The following is a 21743-nucleotide window of genomic DNA, read 5'->3' on the forward strand; positions in this document are numbered from 1 at the left end:
GCTGAGGGAGAAGAAACATGCTGGGTCGCCTCAACCATGTCGCGATCGCGACCAAGGACGCCGTCAAGGCCGCAAAGATCTACGGCGCGGCATTCGGCGCCCAGATTTCCGAGGCCGTGCCGCTGCCCGAGCATGGCGTCACCACCGTGTTCGCGACACTGCCCAACACCAAGATCGAGTTCATCGAGCCGCTTGGTGAGTCCTCGCCGATCGCAAAATTCCTCGAACGCAATGCCGACGGCGGCATCCACCATGTCTGCTACGAGGTCGTCGACATCATCCACTCGCGTGACACGCTGGTGAAGGAGGGCGCAAGGGTGCTCGGCGACGGCGTGCCGAAGATCGGCGCCCACGGCAAGCCGGTGCTGTTCCTGCATCCGAAGGATTTTTCCGGCGCGCTGGTCGAAATCGAGCAGGCGTAAGGCCGTCCCATGGCCATCCAGATCTCGACCGCGCTTGCGATCTACTTCGTCATCTGGTGGATCGCGCTGTTCCTGACGCTGCCATTCGGCGTGCGCAGCCAGCACGAGGACGGCGTCGGCGCCCCCGGGACCGACCCCGGTGCGCCGGTCCTGACGCGGATGGGCCGCAAGCTGATCTGGACCACGATCATCTCGGCCGTCATCTACGGCCTCGGCATGGTGGCCTACCATGCCGGCTATCTCTCGATCGAACGCCTGTCGAAAATGATGGGCATGCCGTTTTAGAGGTGTAAGGGACGAAGGATATCGACCAAGCTCGCAAAGACGGCGGAGATAGTTCGTATATTGGGGGAACGAATGACATTTCAAAGGATCGTCGTTGCGCTTCTGGTGCTGATCGTGGCCGGCCTTGGCGCGATCGGCTATTTCGAATGGAAGATCGCCGTTCAGGCCCGGACCCTGAAGGCGTTCGTCGAGGGCTATGTCTTCAACGAAGCGGTGATGGCCTGCGAGCAGGCCAAGAGCTCGACGCCGTTCAAATGGAACGGCGGCAAGAGCACCTCGGTGATCGGCCTGAACTCGGTCAAGCCGGATAAATACAACGTCGTCGCCAGCTACACGCTGGTGGCGGACAGCGTCTATTGCGATTACGATCCGATCAAAAGAAAGGCCGAGATCGGCTCGAGCTTCCTGGAGCGGGAGTAACGATCCGGCCCATTTTCATGGGGTGGGATCGGCATGACCGGGGACCGGGCAGGGGACTATCGGATTCTGCATGAGGCGGCGCTGCGGGACTATCTCGCGGGCCTTCCGGACCTGAAGGCGGTGCTCGGCGGCGATCCCGCATCCTGGAAAATCACCGAGGTCGGCGACGGCAATCTCAACCTCGTCTTCATCGTCAAGGGCGCGCACGGCGGCATCGCCGTGAAGCAGGCGCTGCCTTACGTCCGCCTCGTCGGCGAAAGCTGGCCGCTGCCGCTGTCGCGGGCCCATTACGAATATCTCGCGCTGTCCCGGCAGGCCGAGCTTGCGCCCGGCCTCGTGCCGGCCCTGCTGCATCACAACGAAAAGCTGGCACTGACGGTGATGGAGCTGCTCGAGCCCCACATCATCATGCGCAAGGGACTGGTCGCGGGAACGCGCTATTCGCGCTTCGTGGACGACATCACCACTTTCATGGCGCGCACGCTGTTCTTCACCTCAGACCTCGCGCTGTCAGCTGCCGAGAAGAAGGAGGGCATCGCGGCCTTCGCCGGCAACCACGCGCTCTGCAAGATCACCGAAGACCTGATCTTCACCGACCCATACCGCATCGCCGAACAGAACTGCTGGACCTCGCCATATCTCGACGGCCTCGCGGCCGATCTGCGCGACGACCTGGAGCTGCATGTCGCGATCTCCCGGCTGAAGCTGAAATTCATGGCGAGCCCAGAGGCGCTGCTGCACGGCGACCTCCACACCGGCTCGATCATGGTGACGGATAGCCAGACGCGGGTGATCGACCCTGAATTTGCGTTCTACGGCCCGATGGGTTTCGACGTCGGCGCGGTGCTGGCCAATCTGCTGATGGCCTATTTCGCCTCCGCCGGTCACGAGCGCGCGCCGGGCGAACGGGCCGCTTTCGAGGCCTGGGTGCTGGAGGCAGTCGAAAAGGTCTGGACCGGGTTCGCCGGCAAATTCCTCGACCTCTGGCGCGCCGGCGTGGCCGGTGACGCCTATCCGGCCTCGCTCTTTCCCGGTGAGAAGGGCGCCGCGCGGCTGGAGGCCGAGCGGCAGGCCTACATGCAGCGCCTGTTCACTGATGCGGTCGGCTTCGCCGCGGCCAAGATCATCCGCCGTATCTTCGGTCTCGCCCACAATATCGATTTCGAGCTGATCGAGGATCCCAGGCATCGGGCGACCACTGAAGCCCGCGCCGTGCGGCTGGCGAGGGCGATGATGGTGGAGACGGCGCCGTTCCGGACGATCGCCGACGTGACAGGCGCCGCGCGAAAGCTGCGGGACTGGGCGCCGGAGCGAACGGGCTGACAGAGCGTTGTGGCAAGGAGCGTGCCGCCGCACTCCGTCATTGCGAGCGCAGCGAAGCAATCCAGAGTCCCTCTCCGGAAAGACTCTGGATTGCTTCGTCGCAAGGGCTCCTCGCAATGACGAGGCGAGAGATCGTCGCGCGCCTCAATAAAGTCGCATCGGCAGCAGGGCACCGTCCGTGCCGGCCAGGAGACCCCAGGTCTCGTTGGCCGCGACCTCGAATTGCCGGCTCTCTGCCGCACGGCCGTCAACCTTGAGGGTGACCTTGTACCTGCCCGGCGGCAGATCGATCTTTTGGCTGTCCGGTATTTCGGCTGCGGCGGAGTCGGAGTCCGCCAGTTTCTCACCGGCGTGCGCCGGCAGCTTGATGGTCTGGTCGGCGATGGTGATGACCGCCGCTTCGTCCGACTGGTTGCCGAGCACCAGCTTTGCCTGCCTCGGCCTCGGCGGGAGGCCGGGATCCGCGATACCCGGCCTGCGCAGCGAAAGCTCGGCGATTGTCCTGTCGTCCTGACGGGAAAGCCGGAGCAGGACCGGTCCACGGGGCGTCGTGAAAGTGATCACGGCCCGGTCCGGTTCGACCACCGTCTCGATCCAGCCACGCTTGCCGAGCTCGGCGCGATAGAAGCCGAGCACCGCCGCGAGATCGCGCGGGGTCTCGGCGTAGACCGACGTGATGAACGGCGAATTCTTCGCCGTAGCGATGCTCCAGCTCTCTGGCAGTGGCAGACCGGTGCCCTGGGAAACTCTGGTTTCGAAACCCGCACCTGCGCCCCGTGCGACCGCTCCGACGGCGATGCTGAGCAGTCGTTCGACGAAATTATCTGGAGTGTCATGGCCCCGGACCGCCCACCACGTTTCGTCAAGATAGTTGTTCACGCCTGTGGTGCGACTCCAGCCGAAGCAGATGCTGTCTGCCGAGCTCTCCCGGCCGAGGCTGGCCGCGACCGGGCTTGCCAGCACGGCCGTGGCGACGACCAGACTGCCGGCGAGCAGGGCACCTAGCGTTCGGCGATTCATTTTTTCCGCGATCCTTGGCGCTCAGATAACGATCCTGAGCTTGGTCGCCTCGATCACGAAAAATGTTCACCGGTCCCTGGATGACGCACCGCGTCAATCGGCTTGCCCCGCGGTCTCCGTCGAGGACTGCCTCAGGAACCGGCATCGATTGCCACCAAAACGAAGCTTGCTTTCGACAGGCGACGAATGATCAAATCTGTTGTCGGAACAAACCTGCGTTGTTGGGGGACTCATGATGTTCAGGGTGATTGCAATCGTCGCCGGCTTGGGGCTGGCGCTAGCCGGAACAGTGGAGGCCCAGACGCCACGCAAGGGCGGAACCATCCGCATGACGGCGCCCTATGGCTCCAGCTTCACCAGCCTCGACATTCACACCACCCAGCGCGCCCAGGACGAGATCTACGCCAAGGGGCTGCACCGCTCGCTCTACATCTGGGATTCCGCGGAAGGCAAGCCGGTTCCGGAGCTTGCCAAGGAGGCCGTCGTCTCGGGTGGTGGCCTCGTTTACACCTTCAAGCTGCGCGACGACGCCTATTTCCACAATGGCCGCAAGATGACGGCCGACGACGTCATCTGGTCCTACAATCGCATCATGGACGGCACCAAAGCCTATCCCGGCGCGCGCTATGTCCGCGTGATCGAGGGCGCCGCCGCAGTGGAGAAGGGCCAGGCCAAGGACATCTCCGGCCTGAAGAAGATCGACGACTTCACCCTCGAGATGAAGCTGACCGAGAAGGTCGATCCGGGCTTCTACTTCTTCACCGCGCTGACCTCGATCTATCCCGCCGACGAGGCCGCCAAGGAGAGCTTTATCCAGAAGCCGATCGGTCTCGGCCCCTTCAAGTTCGTCGAGCACGTGCCGGGATCGCGCATCGTGCTGGAGCGGTGGGACCGGTTCTACAAACCTGGCAAGCCCTACGCCGACAAGGTCATCGTCTCGGTCATGGGCGAGGCAGCGGCACGCGATGTCGCCTTCCGCAACAAGGAGATCGACACCTCGGTGCTGGGGCCTGCGCAGTATGTCGCCTACCAGTCCGACGCCGCCCTCAAGGGCACCATCGTCGAGGTCGCCGAGGTCTTCACGCGCTACATGGGGATGAACCCCTCCTTCAAGCCGTTCGCCGACAAGCGCGTCCGGCAGGCGATCAACTATGCGATCGACACAGACCTGATCATCAACAAGCTGGTCAAGAACAAGGCCTATCGCGCCACCAGCTGGCTGCCGCTGACCTCGCCCCTCTACGACAAGACCATGAAGCCCTACGCCTATGATCCCGCCAAGGCCAAGCAGCTCCTCGCAGACGCGGGCTATCCCAACGGCTTCGAGTTCGAATGGACCACCAGCCAGAATGAGAGCTGGGGCCTGCCGATCGTCACGGCCGTGATCCCGATGCTGGACAAGGTCGGCATCAAGGCCAAGGTCAAGCAGGTCGAGACCGCGGTGCTGGCGGAAGTGGTTCGCAGCGGCGACTACCAGGCCTTCGTCTACTCCCAGCAGAGCGGCCCGGATCCCCAGGCGGCGCTGAAATGCTTCCACTCATCGACGCCGCAATCGGCCTGCAACTACATGAACTTCAAGAATGCCGATTTCGACAAGCTGGTCGATGAGGCCGGGCAGGCCGACGACCCCGCCAAGCGCGGCCAGCTTCTGCAAAAGGCCAATGCGCTGCTCTATGACGAGGCGCCGGTCTGGTTCTTCAACTACAACAAGGCGGTCATGGCGGTGCAGCCCTGGCTCAAGGGAGTTCAGTTGAACGCGACGGAGCTGACCCACCAGAACGTCGAAGACCTCTGGGTCGACGAGACCTCGCCCGCGAAGTGACACGCGCGCTCCCTCCGGCGCAACGGGCGATGGAGGGAGCCGGGAAAAGTTGAGATGCTCGCGTTCCTGATCCGTCGCCTCCTGCAGACCATTCCGACCGTGCTCGCCGTGGTGCTGCTCGTCTTCGTGCTGTTCAGCGTGGTTCCCGGCAGCATCGCCTCGACCATGAGCGACGACAGCGATCCGCAGGTCGAGCTGCGCATGAAGAAGCAGCTCGGCCTCGACCAGCCCGTCTACATGCGCTTTGGCGCCTATGTCGCAAGGCTCGCGACCGGTGATCTCGGGGCCTCGTTCCGGACGCGCGAGCCGGTCACGACCATGATCGCCAAGCGGGCATGGCCGACGCTGCAGCTGATCTTCGCATCAATGGCGTTTGCGGTTCTGCTCGGCGTGCCGCTCGGCTTCATCGCGGCGTTGCGGCCGGGCAGCCTCGTCGACACCGTCTCGATGGTCCTGGCGGTGTCGGGCCTGTCATTGGCCAAGTTCTGGCTCGGACTGCTCCTGATGTACCTGTTCGCGCTCAAACTCGGCTGGCTGCCGAGCTTTGGCTATGGCGATGGCGGCCTCAAATATCTGATCCTGCCGGCCGTGACGCTCGGCGTGTCGCCGATGGCGCTGCTGGCCCGAACGACCCGCGCGGCGGTCCTCGAGATCATGACGGCCGACTTCGTCCGCACGGCGCGCTCGAAGGGCATGAGCGAGACCCGCGTCGTGAAGTGGCACGTGATGCGCAACGCGCTCGTCCTCATCCTCACGACCATGGGCCTGCAATTCGGCGCGCTGATGGGGCAGGCGGTTGTCGTCGAAAAGCTGTTCTCCTGGCCGGGCATCGGCTCGCTGCTGGTCGACAGTGTGCTGCAGCGCGACATTCCCGCCGTCCAGGGCTCCATACTCGTGGTGGTGCTGTTCTTTCTCGCGATCAATCTGCTGATCGACGTGCTCTACGGCGTGATCGATCCCAGGATCAGATACGCATGAAGCTCCGCGCCAATCTCGTCATCGGCGGGTCGTTGTTCGCGCTCGCGATCATCGTCGGCCTGCTCGCGCCGTGGCTGGCGCACACCGACCCCGTGATGGACGCCAATCTGATGAATGCGGAGGAGCCGCCGAGCTGGACCTGGTGGTTCGGCACCGACGGGCAGGGCCGCGACATCTATTCCCGCGTCCTCTACGGCGCACGCGTCTCGCTGACGGTCGGCATCGTCTCCCAGCTCATCAACAGCGTCATCGGCGTGGCGCTAGGCCTGAGCGCCGGCTATTTTGGCGGCTGGTGGGACGATGTCGTCAACGCCCTGACCAATCTGATGCTCGCGATCCCCTCGCTGATCTTCGCGCTCGCCATCATGGCGGTGCTTGGACCGGGCCTTACCAGCCTGTTGATCGCACTCGGGCTGACCAACTGGTCCTTCACCTGCCGCCTCGCACGGGCCTCGGCGCTGTCGCTGCGGAACCAGGGCTATGTCCAGGCGGCAACCGTGCTCGGCTACGGCGATCTGCGCATCATGATCACGCAGCTGCTGCCGAACATGCTAGGGCCGATCGTCGTCATCGGCACGCTGGGCATGGGCAGCGCGGTGCTGTCCGAAGCCGCATTGTCGTTCCTGGGTCTCGGCGTCCGTCCGCCTTTTCCGAGCTGGGGCAGCATGCTCTCGGAGGCCCGCGACCAGATCACGACCGCGCCGTGGCTCTCGCTGTTTCCGGGCCTTGCCATCTTCCTGACCGTGCTCGGCCTCAATTTGCTCGGCGATGGCCTGCGCGACATCCTCGATCCCCACTCGCGGAGCCGGCGGACATGACGGGCGTGCCGCTGGTCGAGGTCGAGGATCTGCGCATCGATCTCGATGATGGATCGAGGCGTGTTGCGGCGGCCGAGGGCATTTCGTTCCGCATCGACCGGGGCGAGACGTTCGGCCTTGTCGGCGAGTCCGGCTGCGGCAAGAGCATCACGGCGCTCGCCCTGATCGGGCTGCTGCGGCCGCCCTTGTCGATCGGCGGCGGCGTCATCAGGTTCGACGGGAAGGAGATCCAGCACCTTTCCGCCGCCGGGCAGCGGGAGCTGCGCGGCAACCGCATCGCCATGATCTTCCAGGAGCCGATGACGGCGCTGAACCCGGTCTCGCCGGTGGGCCGGCAGATCGCCGAGATGTTCGTGCTGCACAAGGGCAAGAGCTGGCGGGAGGCCAACCAGCTTGCGGTCGAGTCGCTGGCGAGCGTCCGCGTGCCCGCGCCGGAGCGGCGCGTGAACGACTATCCGCACCAGCTGTCCGGCGGCATGCGCCAGCGCGTCATGATCGCCATTGCGCTCGCGTGTGGTCCGGACCTCCTGATCGCGGACGAACCGACCACCGCGCTCGACGTGACCGTGCAGGCGGAGATCATCGAGCTGATGCGCAATCTCTGTGCCGAGCGCGGAACGGCGATCCTGATGATCAGCCATGATCTCGGCCTCGTCGCCAATGTCTGCCGCCGCGTCGCCGTCATGTATGCCGGCCGCATTGTCGAGGAGCGCGGCTCGGCCGACATCTTCCGCGCGCCCTCGCACCCCTACACGCAGGGCCTCGTCGCCTCGCTGCCGCGGCTGGGCAGTCGCGCTGCGCTTGGTCGTACCAGGCTCAAGGAAATCGCGGGCGTGGTCCCGGCGATCACCGGTTTTCCGGACGGCTGCCGGTTCAATCCGCGCTGCGCCCAGGCGACCGACATCTGCCGGACAGTCGCGCCGCACACGGATGTCCTCGAGGCCGGCGGTTTCGTCAGGTGTTACCACCATGCATGAGCCGCAGCGGAAGCCGGACGACGATCTCATCCTCAGGGTCGAGGATCTCGCGGTTCATTTTCCGCTGGGAGGCGGCTTGTTCGGCCGCGAGCGTCGGCTGCTCCGTGCCGTCGACGGCGTCGATCTCAGCTTGAGGCGAGGGGAATGCCTCGGTCTTGTCGGCGAGTCCGGGTCGGGCAAGTCGACGGTCGCCTTGTCGATCCTTGGGCTGTTGAAGCCGACGCACGGCCATATCGTGGTGGACGGGCGGGAGGTCGCGACGGACAGCCAATCCGCCGATCGCAAGGCCCTGGCGCGCACCGTGCAGATCGTGTTCCAGGATCCCTACGCCTCGCTCAATCCACGCCAGACCGTTCGCCGCACGCTGGAAGATCCCTTGCGTGTGCACGGGGTGGCCGCGAAAAGCGAGATCGAGGACCGCGTCGCGACGATGCTCAAGCATGTGGGATTGCGCCCCGAGCAGGCCGACCGATACCCGCATGAATTCTCCGGCGGCCAGCGCCAGCGCATCGGCATTGCGCGCGCGCTGATCCTCAATCCAAAAATCGTCATCTGCGATGAGCCGGTCTCGGCGCTCGACGTTTCGATCCGTGCCCAGATCATCAACCTGCTGCTGGAGCTGAAGGACACGCTCGGCCTGTCCTACATCATGATCAGCCACGACCTCGGCGTCGTCGAGCACATGAGCGACCGCGTCGCCGTGATGTATCTCGGCCGCATCGTCGAGAACGGCGACTGGCGCGAGATTTTCGAACGTCCGGCGCACCCCTACACGCAAGCCCTGATCGCCGCCATCCCCGATCCGCTGCGCCACGCACCGCTGGCGACGACAGGCGGCGACCTTCCCAATCCGCTCAATCCGCCGAACGGCTGCGCCTTCAGCCCGCGGTGTCGTTACGCGGAAGCGGTGTGTCGGAGCGAGCCGGGGCCGGTGCTGGAGACGCGGCCGGACGGGCATGCGGTGAGATGCTGGCGGAGTGAGGAGATTGCCGGTCAGGCGGCGTTGGCGTCGAGCTTAAGCGGGCATCCCTAGAACGGAGGGCACGTCTGCTGCCGCCCATCCCACCGGGCCGTGATTCAAGCTCCTGAAGAGGGCGTGCGCCGCGCGATGCATCGGCGAAACACGCGCCGTGCGGCTCGCGCGCGCGGTGATGGTGGAGACGGGGCATTCCTGGCCATCGCCGACGTCACCGGCGCTGCGCGAAAAGTGCGGGACCGGCAGCCGGACTTCGCGAACGGCTGGGTCGTGCGCTCATCGGTCAATCAGCGGCTACCCGATTGCCGGCGGATCTCCTCCAAAATACCGCGCATCACGCCGATCTCTTTGCCGAAGCCTGTCCAATCGCCGGATTTCAATCGCTCCATGGCGCGATTGTAGTGATCGAGCGCCTCCTGCGCGCGCCTTGCCGCGGACCCATCGCTGGGCGATTCCGCGGTCGCAGCCGGCGCCGGCGCGGGCCCATCGTCCACGAAGAGTGCCGACAGGGCCTCAGCAAGTGTTTCCTTCATGACGACGTGCTCGCCATAGGCGGCAATCACCCGCTTGAGCTCCGGCAAATGTCCTTGCTCGGCCCGCAAATACAGCGGCGACACGTAGAGAATCGAATTCTCGATCGGGATCACGAGCAGATTTCCCCGGATCACCCGCGACCCCATCTGGTTCCACAGCGATATCTGTTGGGATATCTCCGTGTTCTGATGAATTCGCGCCTCGATCTGGAACGGTCCGTAGACCAGCTTCTCCTTGGGAAATTCGTACACGACCAGCTTGCCATAGCCGGGCTCGTCGCAGCGCGCGGCGAGCCATGCGATCATGTTGTCGCGACGGCTCGGCACCATCGGGATCATGATGAAGAACTCGGCTTGCGCCTCTCCAGGCAGCCGCATGATGATGTAGTAAGGGGCCATCGTGGTAACGCCGTCCATGGACGAGACGCCGTCACCGGCCGGCTGACGCGGAAATTGCCAGAGGTCCTCGCGGTTATAGAAAACGTCGGCCGCTTCCATGTGATAGGTCTGGAAAAGCCGCGCCTGAATCAGGAAGAGGTCTTCGGGATAGCGAATGTGCTTTTGCAGATCGGACGGCATGGCCGCGAACGGCTTGAACAGGTCCGGGAAGATTCGTTGATAGGTCGCGGCGATCGGGTCTGCCGGGTCCATCAGGTAAAAGTCGACGGTGCCGTTGTAGGAGTCGATCACGACCTTCACCGAATTGCGGATATAGTTCAGGTTGTGGCCGGGCGCAGGCTGTGCGTAGGGAAAATATTCGCTCGTCGTGTAGGCATCCTGTATCCAGAACATCCGGCCCTCGCTGACGACCAGATAGGGGTCGTGATCGAGAGCGAGGAACGGGGCGATCATGCCGACCCGCTTCTGGATGTTGCGCCAGATCATGATCCGGCTTTCGTCGCCGATGTAGTCTGACAGCAGCAGGTTCACATCGTTGAAATGGTGGGCGAAGATCAGTCTCCGCACCATGCCCGACAGCGGCACGCCGCCGGAGCCGTCATAGGACGCGTAGACATTGTCCTTTCCCTTGGGATAATCGAATTCCGGCACGGTTCCCTTGACGATGACATAGTCCTCAGTCTGCTGTCCGTAGTAGATGCGCGGCTCGCGAATGGCGGGACCTCCGTGCGCGACCGGAGGAATGTCGTGCAGATAGAGAAGCGGAAGTCCTTCACTGCTCTTCTGGGTGACCGGACTCATCACCACACCATTGCCGTGGGTGAACAGGATGTGGCGGTTGACCCAGGTTTGCGCGTTGGATGGCAGCAGCGCGGAATTCAGCTCGCGGCCTGAGATCATCACGCTTTGGTAGGTATCGCCAAACCAGTAGCGATCGACATCGAGGTCGCGCAGTTTGTAGTAGGTGCGAATCTCCTGCAGTTGCGCGTAAGTGTCGGCCAATGGTTGCCAATCCCACAGCCTTATATTATCGATGGTGGCCTTGTTGGCCTCGAGTGCCCTGAAAGTCAGGTTCTGTTCCGCAGGGAAAGGCTTCGGTACGATCCGATTGAGATTGTAGGCCTCGCGGGTCAGGGTAATGTTGCGTTCGATGTAAGGCCGCTCCCACTCCAGCTCGTTCGGCCCGACGTAGAAGCGCTGAAAGACCGCGGGGATGATGCCCGACAGCAGCAAGGCGCCGCCGAACAGCAGCACAATCGCGGCGGTGGGAAGGCGGTAGGTACGCACCCACAGGTTCGCGCATGCCGCCAAGGCGGCGACGATCGAAAGTGCGATCAGCAGCCACAGGAGCGGCAATTCCACATTGACGTCGGTGAAGCCTGCGCCGACCACCACGCCGTTGTCGCCGTACAGCAGGAGATAGCGGTCGAGACTGTAGGACCACGCCTTCACGCCAAAGAAGAGGCCGAGAAGCGCCGAACCGTGCGAGATCGCCGCTGGCGATATTCGCTGGGCTCGGTCTTCGATGTCGCCATACATCCAGTAGATAGATCCGGCGAACAGTGCGCCCATGACGAGCATCAGCAATGCCCAATTCTTCATGGCCACCAGGGCGGGCAGGGAAAAGAGGTAGAAGCCGATATCCTTATCGTACAAGGGATCGTTGGTGCCGTAGGGCACCTGATAGATGAAGCGCAGAAGAGTGCTCCAGTTGCCGACTTCGCCCCAGGCGACGAACAGAGCGAAGAGGCCGCTACTCGCGGCGATCACAATGCGCCACGGCAGCCGCTCGCGCAGGAATTCCAACGGATCGGGCGACGCCGCAGCGCCCGCAAGCGGCGGGTCGAAGGCCGCAGGCAACCGGCTTCGGCGCCCGGCGAGGCCAAGTGCAAGGCGCGCGTTTGTCCACAAGACGGCGGCGGTCGCCGCGAAAACAACGAGGAAGACGGCGGCTTTCGCGCCGATCGTGGTCCAGAAGACCCGCTTGTAGCCGATCGACGAGAACCACATCCAGTCGACCAGGAAGTCGGCGACGAGAGCGAGCAGGATCAGGCCGATTGCGGCGATGATGGCCGCGATGATGAATCCCACCACGGCGCTTCGCCCTGGTGCCTTCCGTTCGGGTCCGGAAATCCCGATCGTCATAGTGACATTATAGCAGAACGACTGGCGTGGCGCGCCTGTCGCGGGGGGCGCCGCACCTGCTTTTTGCTCCGCCCTCCTACAATAGGCCGATGCCCGCATCAGGCTGCGCGTCGAACTCGGGAGGACGCGCGAGTTCTTGGGGGCTGCGTGTTGTCCGCTTTGTCGTCAAACCGTCATTCAAGCTCCTAAGGAGACGAGTGCGGCTCGAACGACGGTGCCGGGCGTCCCCGGCTTGGGCTCAGCGCTCCGCAGACACGCGACCTGCGCCATGATGCAATTGTGCAGGTGTCTTGCCCGACCTGTCAAACGTCTTTGCTGCGGAGGTCCCGGCCGCCCCGCGCCGAATTCCTCAATGATTTGTACTGTGCATGGGGTTGTTTTCGCGATTTCAAGCGGCGGGGTGTCTACTCCGCCGCTTTTTCCCTCAAGCGCTGCGCAAAGACGTTGATGATCAGCGCCGCCAGCAGGATCAGGCCGCGGATCAGGATCTTCAGGAAGCTGTCGATGTTGACGTGGTCGAGGCCGTTATTCAGGACACCTAGAACAAAGAGCCCGACGATGGTGTTACCGATGCCGCCGCGGCCGCCGAACAGGCTGGTGCCGCCGACGACGACGGCGGCGATGGAGTCGAGCAGGTAGGTGTCGAACTCGTTCTGCTGCGCGCTGCCGAAATGCGCGACGCCGAGCATGCCGCCGATGCCGGAGCAGACCGCCGAGATCACCATCACCGCACCCAAGATGAGCTTGACGTTGAGGCCGGAATATTCGGCCGCCTCGCGATTGCCCCCGACCATGTAGACGTAGCGGCCGAAGCGCGTGTAGGTCAGCACCAGGTGCCCGCCGAGCAGCATGATGGCGGCGACGATGACGATCCAGGGGATGCCACTGATCGAGCCCGAGCCGAGCGTCGTGATCAGGCTCGGGACCTTGTAGGCGATCTGGCCGCGCACCAGGAGGGCCGAGATGCCGGCGGCGATCTGCATCATCGCCAGCGTCATGATGAAGGAGGGGATGCCGATCACGGTCAGCCCCAGCGCATTGACGAGGCCGAGCAGGGCGCAGAGCAGGATCGACAGGATGATCGCGACTGCGCCGGGCAGGGGGATGTTGGCGATGTTGACGTAGGATTCCTGCAGCGTGAAGTAGGCGACCGCGATGCCGGTGACGTTGGCGATGCTGGCGATCGAGAGGTCGATCTCGGCGCAGAGGATCACGAAGGTGAGGCCGACGGCGATGATGCCCGTGACCGACACCTGCGTCAGGATGTTGCCGAGATTGTCCAGCGTCGCGAAGGAGGGGCTGGCAAAGGCGAAGAAGGCGGACAGGCAGATCAGCGTCAGGAACGGCGCGATGTTGCGCATCTGCGAGCGCAGGAAGGGCGCGAGCCCTCGCGCCCGATGGGCTTCCGCAAAGGCCGTCTCGCTGCTCATGTGCCTCTCCGTCACGCCGCTTCCAGCAGGCGGTCCTTGCTGACCGGCTCGTTCGAGAATTCCCGCACCAAGGTGCCGCGCTTGAGCACCAGGATGCGATCGGCCAGCGACAGCACCGTTTCCGGCTCGGTCGACAGCACGATGATCGCGAGCCCCCTGGCGCGGAGGTCGCGGACGATGTTGATGACGTCGTTCTTGGCGCCGACATCCATGCCGCGGGTCGGCTCGCACAGCACCAGCAGTTTTGGCGGATAGGTCAGCCATTTTGCCAGCGCCACCTTCTGCTGGTTGCCGCCGGAGAGCATGCCGAGATCGAGGCCGACCACGGGCGGCCTGATCTGCAGCTGCTCGACCTGCCGTTTGGCGATGTCGCGTTCCTGCGCCGGCTTGAGCAGCAGGGACGAGATGCGGTCCAGAATGCTGATCGAGATGTTCTTGTAGACCGGCTCCTGATGGAACAGCATGTCGCGCCGGCTCTCCGGCACCAGCGCCACGCCCGCGCGCCGGGCCGCTGCCGTGCTGGCGAAGGTCTTGGGCCTGCCCTCGACCACCAGCGTGCCGCCGTCCGGCTTCAGCTTGCCGAACAGGATGCGCGACAGCTCCTGCTGGCCGCAGCCCATGAAGCCGTAGATGCCGAGCACCTCGCCGGCGCGCGCCTCGAAGGAGACGTCCTTCAGGCTGCGCGCCAGCGACAGCTGATCGGCCTTCAGCACAACCGTGCTGTCGCTCGGCTGCGGCAGCATCAGATCGTCGGTGTAGCTGTGCTCGAGCGCCTCGCCGCCGCGGCCGATCATGGCCTCGATCAGCGCGCCCTTGCTGGTCGCCGCGCTCGCGGTCTCCGCGACCTTCCGCCCGTTGCGGAACACGGTCACCGTGTCGGACACGAGCAGGATGTCCTCGATGAAATGCGAGATGAAGACGATTGCCGTGCCCTCCTCGCGCAGCCGCCGGAGCGTCGCGAACAGCCGCTCGACCTCGGGCGGGGAGAGGGCGGAGGTCGGCTCGTCCAGGATGACGATGCGTGCGCCGGAGAACAGGACGCGCGCGATCTCGATCAGCTGCTGGAGCCCGATCGGGAGATCGCCGAGCCTTGTCATCGGATCGACGTCGATGCCGAAGCGGGCGAGCTGCTCGCCGGCCTCACGCGCCATCCGCCGCCATTGCACGAGGCCGAGGGCGTTGGTTGGCTGGTTGCCGAGGAAGACGTTCTCGGCGACCGTGAGATCGGGGGCGACAGAGAGCTCCTGATGCACCATGGCGATGCCGGCCGCATGCGCATCGCGGGTCGAACGGAAATGCGTCTCCTTGCCGTCGATCAGGAAACGGCCGGAGAATTCGGTGTGCACGCCGGCGATGATCTTCATCAGCGTGCTTTTTCCCGCACCGTTCTCGCCGACGAGACCGTGGATCTCGCCGGGGAGAAGCGCGAAGTCGACACCACGAAGCGCTTCGACGCCGCCGAAGCTCTTCGTGATGCCCTGCAGTTCCAGGATGGGCGAACGCACCTCAGGCATGAAGGATCAGATCTTGGAGGCTCAGATCAGGAAGTGATCCTGCATCCACTGCATCCCGGCGGCATTGGCCTTGGTCACGACCGGCCCGTCGGTGACGACGTTCTTGGGGATTCCCTGTCCGCTCTTCTCGCCGCCGACCACGGCGGAGACGCCCGCGATGATCGCGCCGCCATGGATGCGGCAGGACGGATTACGGACGGTTGCGAACATGCGGCCTTCGCTGACCGCCTGGATCGCCGGCGGCATAGCGTCGACGCCGCCGATCAGGATGTTGGTACGGCCGCGCGCCTTCATGATGTTGGCCGCCGCGAGCGCCATGTCGTCATTGTGGAAGAACGCCGCGTCGATCTGGGGATACTTCGTCAGGTACGTTTCCCAGAGGCGGGCGGTCTTGGAGACGTCCCAGTCGGCCGGCTGGGTGTCGAGCACCTCGATCCCCGGGAATTGCTTGACGACCGAATTGAAGCCCTTGGCTCGTCCTTGCGCGCCTGTATGTCCGAGCGCGCCCTGCGTCATGATGATCTTGCCCTTGCCGCCCATGGCGTTGCACAGCGCCTGCGTCACCGAGGCGCCCATGAACTCGTTGTCGGGGGCGAGGAAGGAGTGGACGTTGATCTGATCGAGCGGCGCGATCAGCGTGTCCATGTCGATCACGGGCGTACCGGCGTCGATCATCTTCTGCACCGGCTGGGTGAGGGTGCCGATGCCGAACGCCTGGATCGCGACGAAGTCCCATTTCTGCGAGGCCATGTTGTCGATCGCCGCGCGCTGCTTCACCGCATCGAGCTGGCCGTCGAACCAGGTGACCTCGACGTTGAACAGCTTGCCCCAGAATTCCGCCGCCTGCTTGCCTTGCGCGCACCACGTCGCCTGAAGGCCGGCGTTGGAGAATGCCGCCTTCAACGGCTTCTCGCTGCGCCCGACTTCGGCGGCCAGTGCTGGATTTATGCCCATGCTGCCGAACAGGGCAGCCCCGGCGCCGGCGGTCGCTGCCGCCTGAAGAAGATCGCGCCTCGTCGTCGAGAAATCTTTCGTCCCGGACATCGCTCGCTCCCATATCTTTTGTCGTCGGCGCGTCATTGCCTGCGCGACCGATGTCCGAAAGTCTCTCACAAGAGTTGTTGGCACTCAATCTGCAATCAATCGCGAGATCGCCGCAGCGTCGCCGCTGCCCGCGCGTTGGTGCAGCGCAAAGCGTCAGGCTGGAATGCCGGCGTATGTGTCGATCTCGACCAGCAATGCGTCCCAGGCCAGTGCCATGTCCGGCGTCCATTCATCGCCGAGCAGGTCGCGCAGCGTATCCCTGACGATGGCGAAGAAGGCGATGAACAGCGCGCGCGACGTGCCATAGGCATCGTGCGATGCGACCTCGCAGGCGATCAGCCGGAAATGCCCGCGGCGCTCGCCCGCGAAGTCGAGAATCGCCTCGATCGTCAGCGCCAGCACCGATCCCTTCACGAGCTCGCTGCCTTGCGTCCGGAACATTGTTCGCGTTTCCGGATGTGCTTCGAACATCCTCTGGTAGACGAGCGGCGTGAGATCAGCGCAGCGCTGTGCCGCGATCTCAAAACTCTGTTCGATCAAATTGGGAGAAGCATTCATCGGCTTTTTAGCCATGCGGGCAAAAAAAGAGCGGGGCCCTGGCCCCGCTCAAAAATTGTGTCGACCCTATTATCCCCGATCTTAAGATTTAATCTTGATTGACGGGGCGACGCTGCATTTTGCGCGCCAGGGGCTCCTCCCGAGACTTGGACCACCAGGCCTCGACCTCGCGGTCAGCGCCTGAGCAAGAGGATGCTAGATCAACTTTTCTCACTTGTCATCATTTTCGGCAACGATTGTTCAAAATAAGAGCAGCTGACGAAATGTTCGGGCTTTTGGCCATCTAAGCATATGACAAATATAAGAAATCTGTGGATGGGCGGGGATGGTTGGGCTGCCTCAAATGCCGGACCCCGCCCGCGGGCAGGGGGATCCGACCACAGTTTCAGTGAAATTTGCGCTGGGCCAAGCGGATGGCGGAACTGGTCTCGACTCGGGTGCCGGCGCGGTGTTTAGTTAGCGCACGAACGAATGGTTCGGTGGATGCGCGCACGGCTGCAAAAATTCCTACCTCTGGTCCTGCTCGCTTTGGCGATGCAGGTGCTGGCGCCGATTGCCGCCTGTCTCGCGGCGGGCCAGGCCGTTGCCGATCCGCTGTCTGCCGCTGTCATCTGCCATAGCGCGAGCGATCAGGGCGGCCTCAACGATCGGACCGGCTCGCCGACCGCGCATGGCGCTGCGTGTGCACTCTGTTGTCTGGCGCAGGCAAACGCGTCGCTCGATTCGCCGCCGCAGCTGGCGCTCGCCACTCCGTTCCGCCACGCCGAACGCGTGGTGTGGCGCGCGGCGGATGTGTCTGCCGTTGTCGCCCACAAGGGCTCAAGCGCCCAGGCGCGCGCGCCTCCTCGAATTTCCTGACGACCCTCGTAATCGCCGCGGCTCGACCGCTGGCGATTGATGCTGTCGAACAGCCGGGAAGAAAACCGGCGTCAGGAATACCCCATGTTAGGTTGTCATGCCCGCCGCGGTGTGAGCGTCGTTGCCGTCCAGGCTGCGCTGCTTGCGTCGTCGAGCGGAGTCCTCGCCCAGAGCAGCAGCACAGTGCTGCCGCCGGTTACCGTCGATGCGCCGCAGGCGGCTCGTGCCAAACCGATTCCCCGGCCATCGAAACCGCGCTCCGCTTCGGCCGGGCGTGCGGCGAGACCCGCTGCGCCGACCGCGAGCGCCAGCGCACCGACCCAAAACAGGGCCGTGACTGCAAGCGCAGCGCGAGATGGCCTCAATCAGGCGCCGGCCGGCCAGACCGCGACAACCATCGATCGCAGCCAGTTCGACAACCGCCCGGCGTTCTCGGTCAGCGACGTCCTGCGCGACAGCCCCGGCATTTCCATCAAGCAGGGCAACGGCCCGCGCGACTTCGGCATCTCGATTCGCGGATCCAACGCGAGGAACGGCTTCGGCATCCGCAACCTCGTGATCTTCGACGACGGCTTTCCGGTGACGCAGCCGGACGGCCTGTCGCGGAGCGATCTGATCGATCCCCATGCCTATGGTGCCATCGACGTGGTCCGAGGCCCTTCGTCGGCGCTCTACGGCAATTACGCGACCGGCGGCGCGCTCAATTTCCGGACGCGGCCCGGCGGCACGATCGACGGCGTCGAATATGGCGTCGACGGTGGCAGCTATGGCTATCTCAACAACTATCTTGCCGCCGGAAAGAAGGTCGGGAATTTCGAGGGCTCGCTGTTCGCAAGTGACATGCGGGGCGACGGCTATATCGGCAATAGCTGGTTCAACACGCAGACCGTCAACTTCCTCGGAACGCTGAAGGCGACGCCGGACGATCGCTTCACGGTCAAGATCATCAACAACGATCTCAGCGCGCGGTTGCCGATCCGGCAGTCGCTGAACCAGTACTATCAAAACCCGTTCCAGCAGGGCTGCGCGACCGGCGTCACGGCCGCGGCCGGCTGTGGCACGGTCAGACTGTTCAACAATGGCTTCAACGCAACCGCCGGAACCGACACGGAGACGGCCATGCAGGCCGGGCTCGGCCGCAATGATCGCCGCACCATCGTCGGTGGCCGCTGGGAGCACGATTTCGACAACACCACGACCTGGCGCAACCAGTTCGTCTTCGATGACAGGAACATCAACCAGCCAACCGGCACGACCAGCGCGATCGGAGATTTTCCCTCGTACAATTTCATGAGTGACGTCACCAAGCGCGGCGAAATTCTCGGCCTGGAGTCGACTACGTTCTTCGGTGCCTTCTACAACACGCTGACGGCTTCGAGCGATACGTGGAATGTGATGCCGGGAGGGAATGCCAGGCTCGGCAGGCTCTCGAGCAACCTCTATAGCGATACTACCAACTATGGTGTTCGCGCCAGGGAGGAGCTCAAGCTCGCAGCTTCGCTGACGGCCGTTGCCGGCATCGGCTGGGAGACTACCCTCCTAAGGGGAATCAATACGGCATACGCATATGCTGGCCCCACTGGCATCACCACTACAACGCTCACGACTGCGGACCGGCAGTTTCAAAATGCCGCGCCTGAGTTGGCGCTGCTCTACAATCTTAACAATGAGTGGCTGCTCCGGGGACGGGTTGCCACCGGGTACGGCACTCCGCAGGTTTCGAACCTCTTCATCCTGCCGACAGGGTTGTCGGGCAACAATACCCAGCTCCAGACCCAGAAGAATCTTGGCTACGATCTCGGGTTCGATTGGACGCCGAACAACGCACTTAAGCTCAGCGCTACTGGCTTTTACGAGTTTTTCCGTAACGAGATCGTCAACCAGGCGACGCCGGTCGCGGGCGTAAATTATTCGTTCAACGCGCCGCGATCGGAGCATCGCGGCGTCGAGCTCGCCGCCGACTGGAAGTTCTATCCGGGCTGGCGGTTCATGGCGGCGTATACCTACCTCGATGAGGTCTACACCGAGTATGTCGAGAATATCACCAATGGCGCGGTGTTCAGCTTCAACCGTGCCGGCAACAAGATACCCGGCATCTCTCCCAACGAGCTGACAGCCCGGGTTGGCTATGACGAGTTTGCGGGGCCGCTCGCAGGTCTCGGAGGCTTCGTCGAGGTCCAGTGGAAGGATTCCTTCTACATGGACAATGCAAATCTACTGAAGGCGCCGGGTTACGAACTGGTCAACGTGAATGTCCACTACAAGACCGATTTGGTGTCCGACACCTTCAGATCGCTGAACCTGTTTCTCGAGGTCAGGAACGTGTTCGACCGCACATATGTCGCGTCGGCAAACAACATCGCCAACACGGTGACGGCGGCTGGCCTTCAAAATTCTGCGAGCGTGCTCGCAAACACGACGGGTTCGATCTACGCCGGCTCGCCGCGCCTGTTCGTTGCGGGTATGAAGGTGGCATTCAAATGATCCGGGCTCTTGAAGGGGGTAGGACCATGGTCCGACGCGGCTTGCTCGGGATAGTCGCTTTCGCGCTCTTGCCGGGCATGGCGCTCGCGCAGATGCACGGTCAGCATGCCTCTGAAGCTGCCTGTGACGAACCGACGCTGCGCTGCGCAACCAAGGTGACACCCGCCTTTGGTCCGGACGGAACGCTGTGGCTGGTCTGGATGGCGGGCGGGCAGGTTTCGGTTGCGAGTTCGCAGGACGCAGGTCGCAGCTTCTCGACGCCCACCCAGGTCACGGCGAAGCAGCTGAACCTTGATTGGGGGCCAGACGCGCGGCCGAAGATTGTGGTCGATCGCAAGGGGGGCATCGCGCTCGCGTTCTCGATCTTCAGGGACGAGGCCTTCAGCGGCCAAGTGCTCTACACGCGCTCGGTCGATCACGGGAAGAGCTTTGCCGAACTGAAGCCGATCACCGCCAGCAACGAGAGCCAGCGTTTCGAGGCGCTTGCGCTCGATCAGGATGGAACGGTCTTTGCGGCGTGGCTGGATAAGCGCAATCGCGTTCTCGCGAAGGAAGCGGGACAGAAGTACGAGGGGGCGGGGCTGTTCTTTGCCTCATCCAGCGACGGCGGCACCACCTACGCCGAGGCCCGACTGGCGCGCGAAGGCACTGCGAATGCTGCCGGTTGGGGCTGACATTCGCGGCGCCGGGGCGGCCGGCCGTGATCTTCAGAAACATTTTTGACGGCGGCGTGCGCGATCATGCGGTCATGACCTTCACCGACGTCGCGACTCCAGGCGAAATCCGCCGGGTCAGTAACGACGACTGGCAGATCAATGCCTGCCCGCATCACGGGCCGAGCCTCACCGTTGCGCCGAATGGGATCTATCACGTCGCCTGGTACACAAACGGAAAGATGCGGAAGGGATTGTTCTATGCGCATTCGCGCGACGAGGGCCGCACGTTCTCGGCGCCGATGCCGTTGGGGCAGCCGGGGCGCAATCCGACGCGCCCCTACGTGCTTGCGGGTCCGACCGGAACAGTCATGGTCTGGAAGGAGTTCGATGGCGAAAAGACCTCGGTCCAGATGACGATCTCGCGCGACGATGGCGAGACATGGTCATCGCCGAAGACGATATCGAGCACGACCGACACGTCCGACCATCCTTTGCTCGTATCCAATGGCCGGCAGGCTTACCTGTCATGGATGACGAAGGCGGACGGATACCGTCTTACAGCTATCGAGGATCAGCCATGAAACATCGATTTGCAGGGCTCCTGGGTCTGGGTATCCTGGTCGCGTCGGTCGCTATGCTCGGGGCGGCGCCGGCTCTCAAACCGTTTGAGCGCGGCACGTGGCAAAGCGTGCTCAGGGAACATGCGGGCCGCCCCACGCTGGTGCATTTCTGGGGCGTGACCTGCGGGCCTTGCAAGGTCGAGCTCCCCTTGCTCGGGCAGTTCGCGAAGGATCACCCCGGGATCGACGTCGTCACGATCAGCGCCGATCTCGTGCCGAACCTGCCGGCCGCCACGCAATCGATGCTCGACAAGGCAGGGCTGTCAGCGACCGAGAATTTCATTTTCAGCGACGGCTTTGTCGAACGGCTGCGGTTCGAGATCGATCCGGCCTGGCAGGGTGACATTCCCCGAACCATGCTGATCGCGCGGGACGGGACCATCATGACAATCGAAGGCTCGGCCGAGATGGCCGATCTCGAGAAATGGTCGGGCCAGCAGCTCGGCACACATTGAAATCTG

18 protein-coding genes and 1 pseudogene are annotated in these 21743 nt (G+C 63.6%); 13 read left to right on the forward strand and 6 right to left on the reverse strand.

All coding sequences use genetic code 11. The features are described 5' to 3' along the window. Positions 1–17: 17 nt before the first annotated feature. From mce to mtnK, 4 genes are all read left to right on the forward strand, one after another. Positions 18–422 carry a methylmalonyl-CoA epimerase gene (gene mce / locus IQ16_RS16830; RefSeq protein WP_018642361.1) on the forward strand — a complete coding sequence of 135 codons (405 nt, stop codon included), beginning with the start codon at positions 18–20 and terminating at the stop codon, positions 420–422. 9 nt (positions 423–431) lie between these two features. Continuing rightward, complete coding sequence (locus IQ16_RS16835) at positions 432–707, forward strand: DUF1467 family protein (protein WP_018642360.1); 276 nt, start codon at positions 432–434, stop codon at positions 705–707. Positions 708–779: 72 nt separating this feature from the next. Then, positions 780–1127 carry a hypothetical protein gene (locus IQ16_RS16840; RefSeq protein ID WP_018642359.1) on the forward strand — a complete coding sequence of 116 codons (348 nt, stop codon included), beginning with the start codon at positions 780–782 and terminating at the stop codon, positions 1125–1127. A gap of 33 nt (positions 1128–1160) precedes the next feature. Further along, positions 1161–2450, forward strand: coding sequence for an S-methyl-5-thioribose kinase (gene mtnK, locus IQ16_RS16845; RefSeq protein WP_145831621.1), 1290 nt, complete (start codon positions 1161–1163; stop codon positions 2448–2450). A 144-nt stretch (positions 2451–2594) separates the two neighbouring features. Here the strand turns inward: mtnK and IQ16_RS16850 are convergent, their stop codons facing one another. After that, positions 2595–3470 carry a hypothetical protein gene (locus IQ16_RS16850; RefSeq protein WP_145831622.1) on the reverse strand — a complete coding sequence of 292 codons (876 nt, stop codon included), beginning with the start codon at positions 3468–3470 and terminating at the stop codon, positions 2595–2597. Positions 3471–3702: 232 nt separating this feature from the next. Here IQ16_RS16850 and IQ16_RS16855 point away from each other — a divergent pair, with 232 nt between their 5' ends. Genes IQ16_RS16855 through IQ16_RS16875 form a run of 5 tightly spaced genes read left to right on the forward strand, consistent with a single transcriptional unit; the run spans position 3703 to position 9098 of the window. Next, positions 3703–5292 carry an ABC transporter substrate-binding protein gene (locus IQ16_RS16855; RefSeq protein WP_018642356.1) on the forward strand — a complete coding sequence of 530 codons (1590 nt, stop codon included), beginning with the start codon at positions 3703–3705 and terminating at the stop codon, positions 5290–5292. A gap of 54 nt (positions 5293–5346) precedes the next feature. Further along, positions 5347–6270, forward strand: coding sequence for an ABC transporter permease (locus tag IQ16_RS16860; RefSeq protein WP_018642355.1), 924 nt, complete (start codon positions 5347–5349; stop codon positions 6268–6270). Then, on the forward strand, positions 6267–7088 hold the full coding sequence (locus IQ16_RS16865) for an ABC transporter permease (RefSeq protein ID WP_018642354.1): 822 nt from the start codon (positions 6267–6269) through the stop codon (positions 7086–7088). Before IQ16_RS16860 ends, IQ16_RS16865 begins: the two co-directional genes overlap by 4 nt. Further along, positions 7085–8065 (forward strand): ABC transporter ATP-binding protein, encoded by a 981-nt coding sequence (locus tag IQ16_RS16870; protein WP_018642353.1) that lies wholly within the window; start codon positions 7085–7087, stop codon positions 8063–8065. Before IQ16_RS16865 ends, IQ16_RS16870 begins: the two co-directional genes overlap by 4 nt. Then, on the forward strand, positions 8058–9098 hold the full coding sequence (locus IQ16_RS16875) for an ABC transporter ATP-binding protein (RefSeq protein ID WP_018642352.1): 1041 nt from the start codon (positions 8058–8060) through the stop codon (positions 9096–9098). The genes IQ16_RS16870 and IQ16_RS16875 overlap by 8 nt, the downstream gene beginning before the upstream one ends. Before the next feature lie 230 nt (positions 9099–9328). Here the strand turns inward: IQ16_RS16875 and IQ16_RS16880 are convergent, their stop codons facing one another. The 5 genes from IQ16_RS16880 to IQ16_RS16900 form a co-directional block, all read right to left on the reverse strand. Next, a complete protein-coding gene (locus IQ16_RS16880; protein WP_018642351.1) occupies positions 9329–12118 on the reverse strand; it encodes a UPF0182 family membrane protein in 2790 nt (929 codons plus the stop codon). Positions 12119–12522: 404 nt separating this feature from the next. After that, complete coding sequence (locus tag IQ16_RS16885) at positions 12523–13548, reverse strand: ABC transporter permease (RefSeq protein ID WP_145831623.1); 1026 nt, start codon at positions 13546–13548, stop codon at positions 12523–12525. An 11-nt stretch (positions 13549–13559) separates the two neighbouring features. Next, on the reverse strand, positions 13560–15062 hold the full coding sequence (locus tag IQ16_RS16890) for a sugar ABC transporter ATP-binding protein (protein WP_145831624.1): 1503 nt from the start codon (positions 15060–15062) through the stop codon (positions 13560–13562). 21 nt (positions 15063–15083) lie between these two features. Beyond that, positions 15084–16106 carry a sugar ABC transporter substrate-binding protein gene (locus IQ16_RS16895; protein WP_026311892.1) on the reverse strand — a complete coding sequence of 341 codons (1023 nt, stop codon included), beginning with the start codon at positions 16104–16106 and terminating at the stop codon, positions 15084–15086. A 153-nt stretch (positions 16107–16259) separates the two neighbouring features. Next, entirely contained in the window at positions 16260–16664 is a 405-nt protein-coding gene (locus IQ16_RS16900; protein ID WP_018642347.1) for a globin, read from the reverse strand. A 483-nt stretch (positions 16665–17147) separates the two neighbouring features. Here IQ16_RS16900 and IQ16_RS16905 point away from each other — a divergent pair, with 483 nt between their 5' ends. From IQ16_RS16905 to IQ16_RS16920, 4 genes and pseudogenes are all read left to right on the forward strand, one after another. Next, positions 17148–17522, forward strand: coding sequence for a DUF2946 domain-containing protein (locus IQ16_RS16905; RefSeq protein ID WP_018642346.1), 375 nt, complete (start codon positions 17148–17150; stop codon positions 17520–17522). 84 nt (positions 17523–17606) lie between these two features. Beyond that, positions 17607–20006: a TonB-dependent receptor family protein gene (locus IQ16_RS16910; protein WP_026311891.1), complete on the forward strand. Its 2400-nt coding sequence runs from the start codon at positions 17607–17609 to the stop codon at positions 20004–20006. A 26-nt stretch (positions 20007–20032) separates the two neighbouring features. Then, positions 20033–21243 (forward strand): annotated as a pseudogene (locus tag IQ16_RS16915) (sialidase family protein). Beyond that, complete coding sequence (locus IQ16_RS16920; RefSeq protein ID WP_018642343.1) at positions 21240–21737, forward strand: TlpA family protein disulfide reductase; 498 nt, start codon at positions 21240–21242, stop codon at positions 21735–21737. Before IQ16_RS16915 ends, IQ16_RS16920 begins: the two are co-directional and overlap by 4 nt. Positions 21738–21743: the final 6 nt, after the last annotated feature.

The organism is Bradyrhizobium huanghuaihaiense (assembly GCF_007830635.1).
Lineage (GTDB): Bacteria > Pseudomonadota > Alphaproteobacteria > Rhizobiales > Xanthobacteraceae > Bradyrhizobium > Bradyrhizobium huanghuaihaiense.

Excerpts from the sequence above, each read along its gene's own strand:
- mce (WP_018642361.1), top strand. The coding sequence starts at position 18 with ATGCTGGGTCGCCTCAACCATGTCGCGATCGCGACCAAGGACGCCGTC.
- IQ16_RS16835 (WP_018642360.1), top strand. The coding sequence starts at position 432 with ATGGCCATCCAGATCTCGACCGCGCTTGCGATCTACTTCGTCATCTGG.
- IQ16_RS16840 (WP_018642359.1), top strand. The coding sequence starts at position 780 with ATGACATTTCAAAGGATCGTCGTTGCGCTTCTGGTGCTGATCGTGGCC.
- mtnK (WP_145831621.1), top strand. The coding sequence starts at position 1,161 with ATGACCGGGGACCGGGCAGGGGACTATCGGATTCTGCATGAGGCGGCG.
- IQ16_RS16850 (WP_145831622.1), bottom strand. The coding sequence starts at position 3,470 with ATGAATCGCCGAACGCTAGGTGCCCTGCTCGCCGGCAGTCTGGTCGTC.
- IQ16_RS16855 (WP_018642356.1), top strand. The coding sequence starts at position 3,703 with ATGATGTTCAGGGTGATTGCAATCGTCGCCGGCTTGGGGCTGGCGCTA.
- IQ16_RS16860 (WP_018642355.1), top strand. The coding sequence starts at position 5,347 with ATGCTCGCGTTCCTGATCCGTCGCCTCCTGCAGACCATTCCGACCGTG.
- IQ16_RS16865 (WP_018642354.1), top strand. The coding sequence starts at position 6,267 with ATGAAGCTCCGCGCCAATCTCGTCATCGGCGGGTCGTTGTTCGCGCTC.
- IQ16_RS16870 (WP_018642353.1), top strand. The coding sequence starts at position 7,085 with ATGACGGGCGTGCCGCTGGTCGAGGTCGAGGATCTGCGCATCGATCTC.
- IQ16_RS16875 (WP_018642352.1), top strand. The coding sequence starts at position 8,058 with ATGCATGAGCCGCAGCGGAAGCCGGACGACGATCTCATCCTCAGGGTC.
- IQ16_RS16880 (WP_018642351.1), bottom strand. The coding sequence starts at position 12,118 with ATGACGATCGGGATTTCCGGACCCGAACGGAAGGCACCAGGGCGAAGC.
- IQ16_RS16885 (WP_145831623.1), bottom strand. The coding sequence starts at position 13,548 with ATGAGCAGCGAGACGGCCTTTGCGGAAGCCCATCGGGCGCGAGGGCTC.
- IQ16_RS16890 (WP_145831624.1), bottom strand. The coding sequence starts at position 15,062 with ATGCCTGAGGTGCGTTCGCCCATCCTGGAACTGCAGGGCATCACGAAG.
- IQ16_RS16895 (WP_026311892.1), bottom strand. The coding sequence starts at position 16,106 with ATGTCCGGGACGAAAGATTTCTCGACGACGAGGCGCGATCTTCTTCAG.
- IQ16_RS16900 (WP_018642347.1), bottom strand. The coding sequence starts at position 16,664 with ATGAATGCTTCTCCCAATTTGATCGAACAGAGTTTTGAGATCGCGGCA.
- IQ16_RS16905 (WP_018642346.1), top strand. The coding sequence starts at position 17,148 with ATGCGCGCACGGCTGCAAAAATTCCTACCTCTGGTCCTGCTCGCTTTG.
- IQ16_RS16910 (WP_026311891.1), top strand. The coding sequence starts at position 17,607 with ATGTTAGGTTGTCATGCCCGCCGCGGTGTGAGCGTCGTTGCCGTCCAG.
- IQ16_RS16920 (WP_018642343.1), top strand. The coding sequence starts at position 21,240 with ATGAAACATCGATTTGCAGGGCTCCTGGGTCTGGGTATCCTGGTCGCG.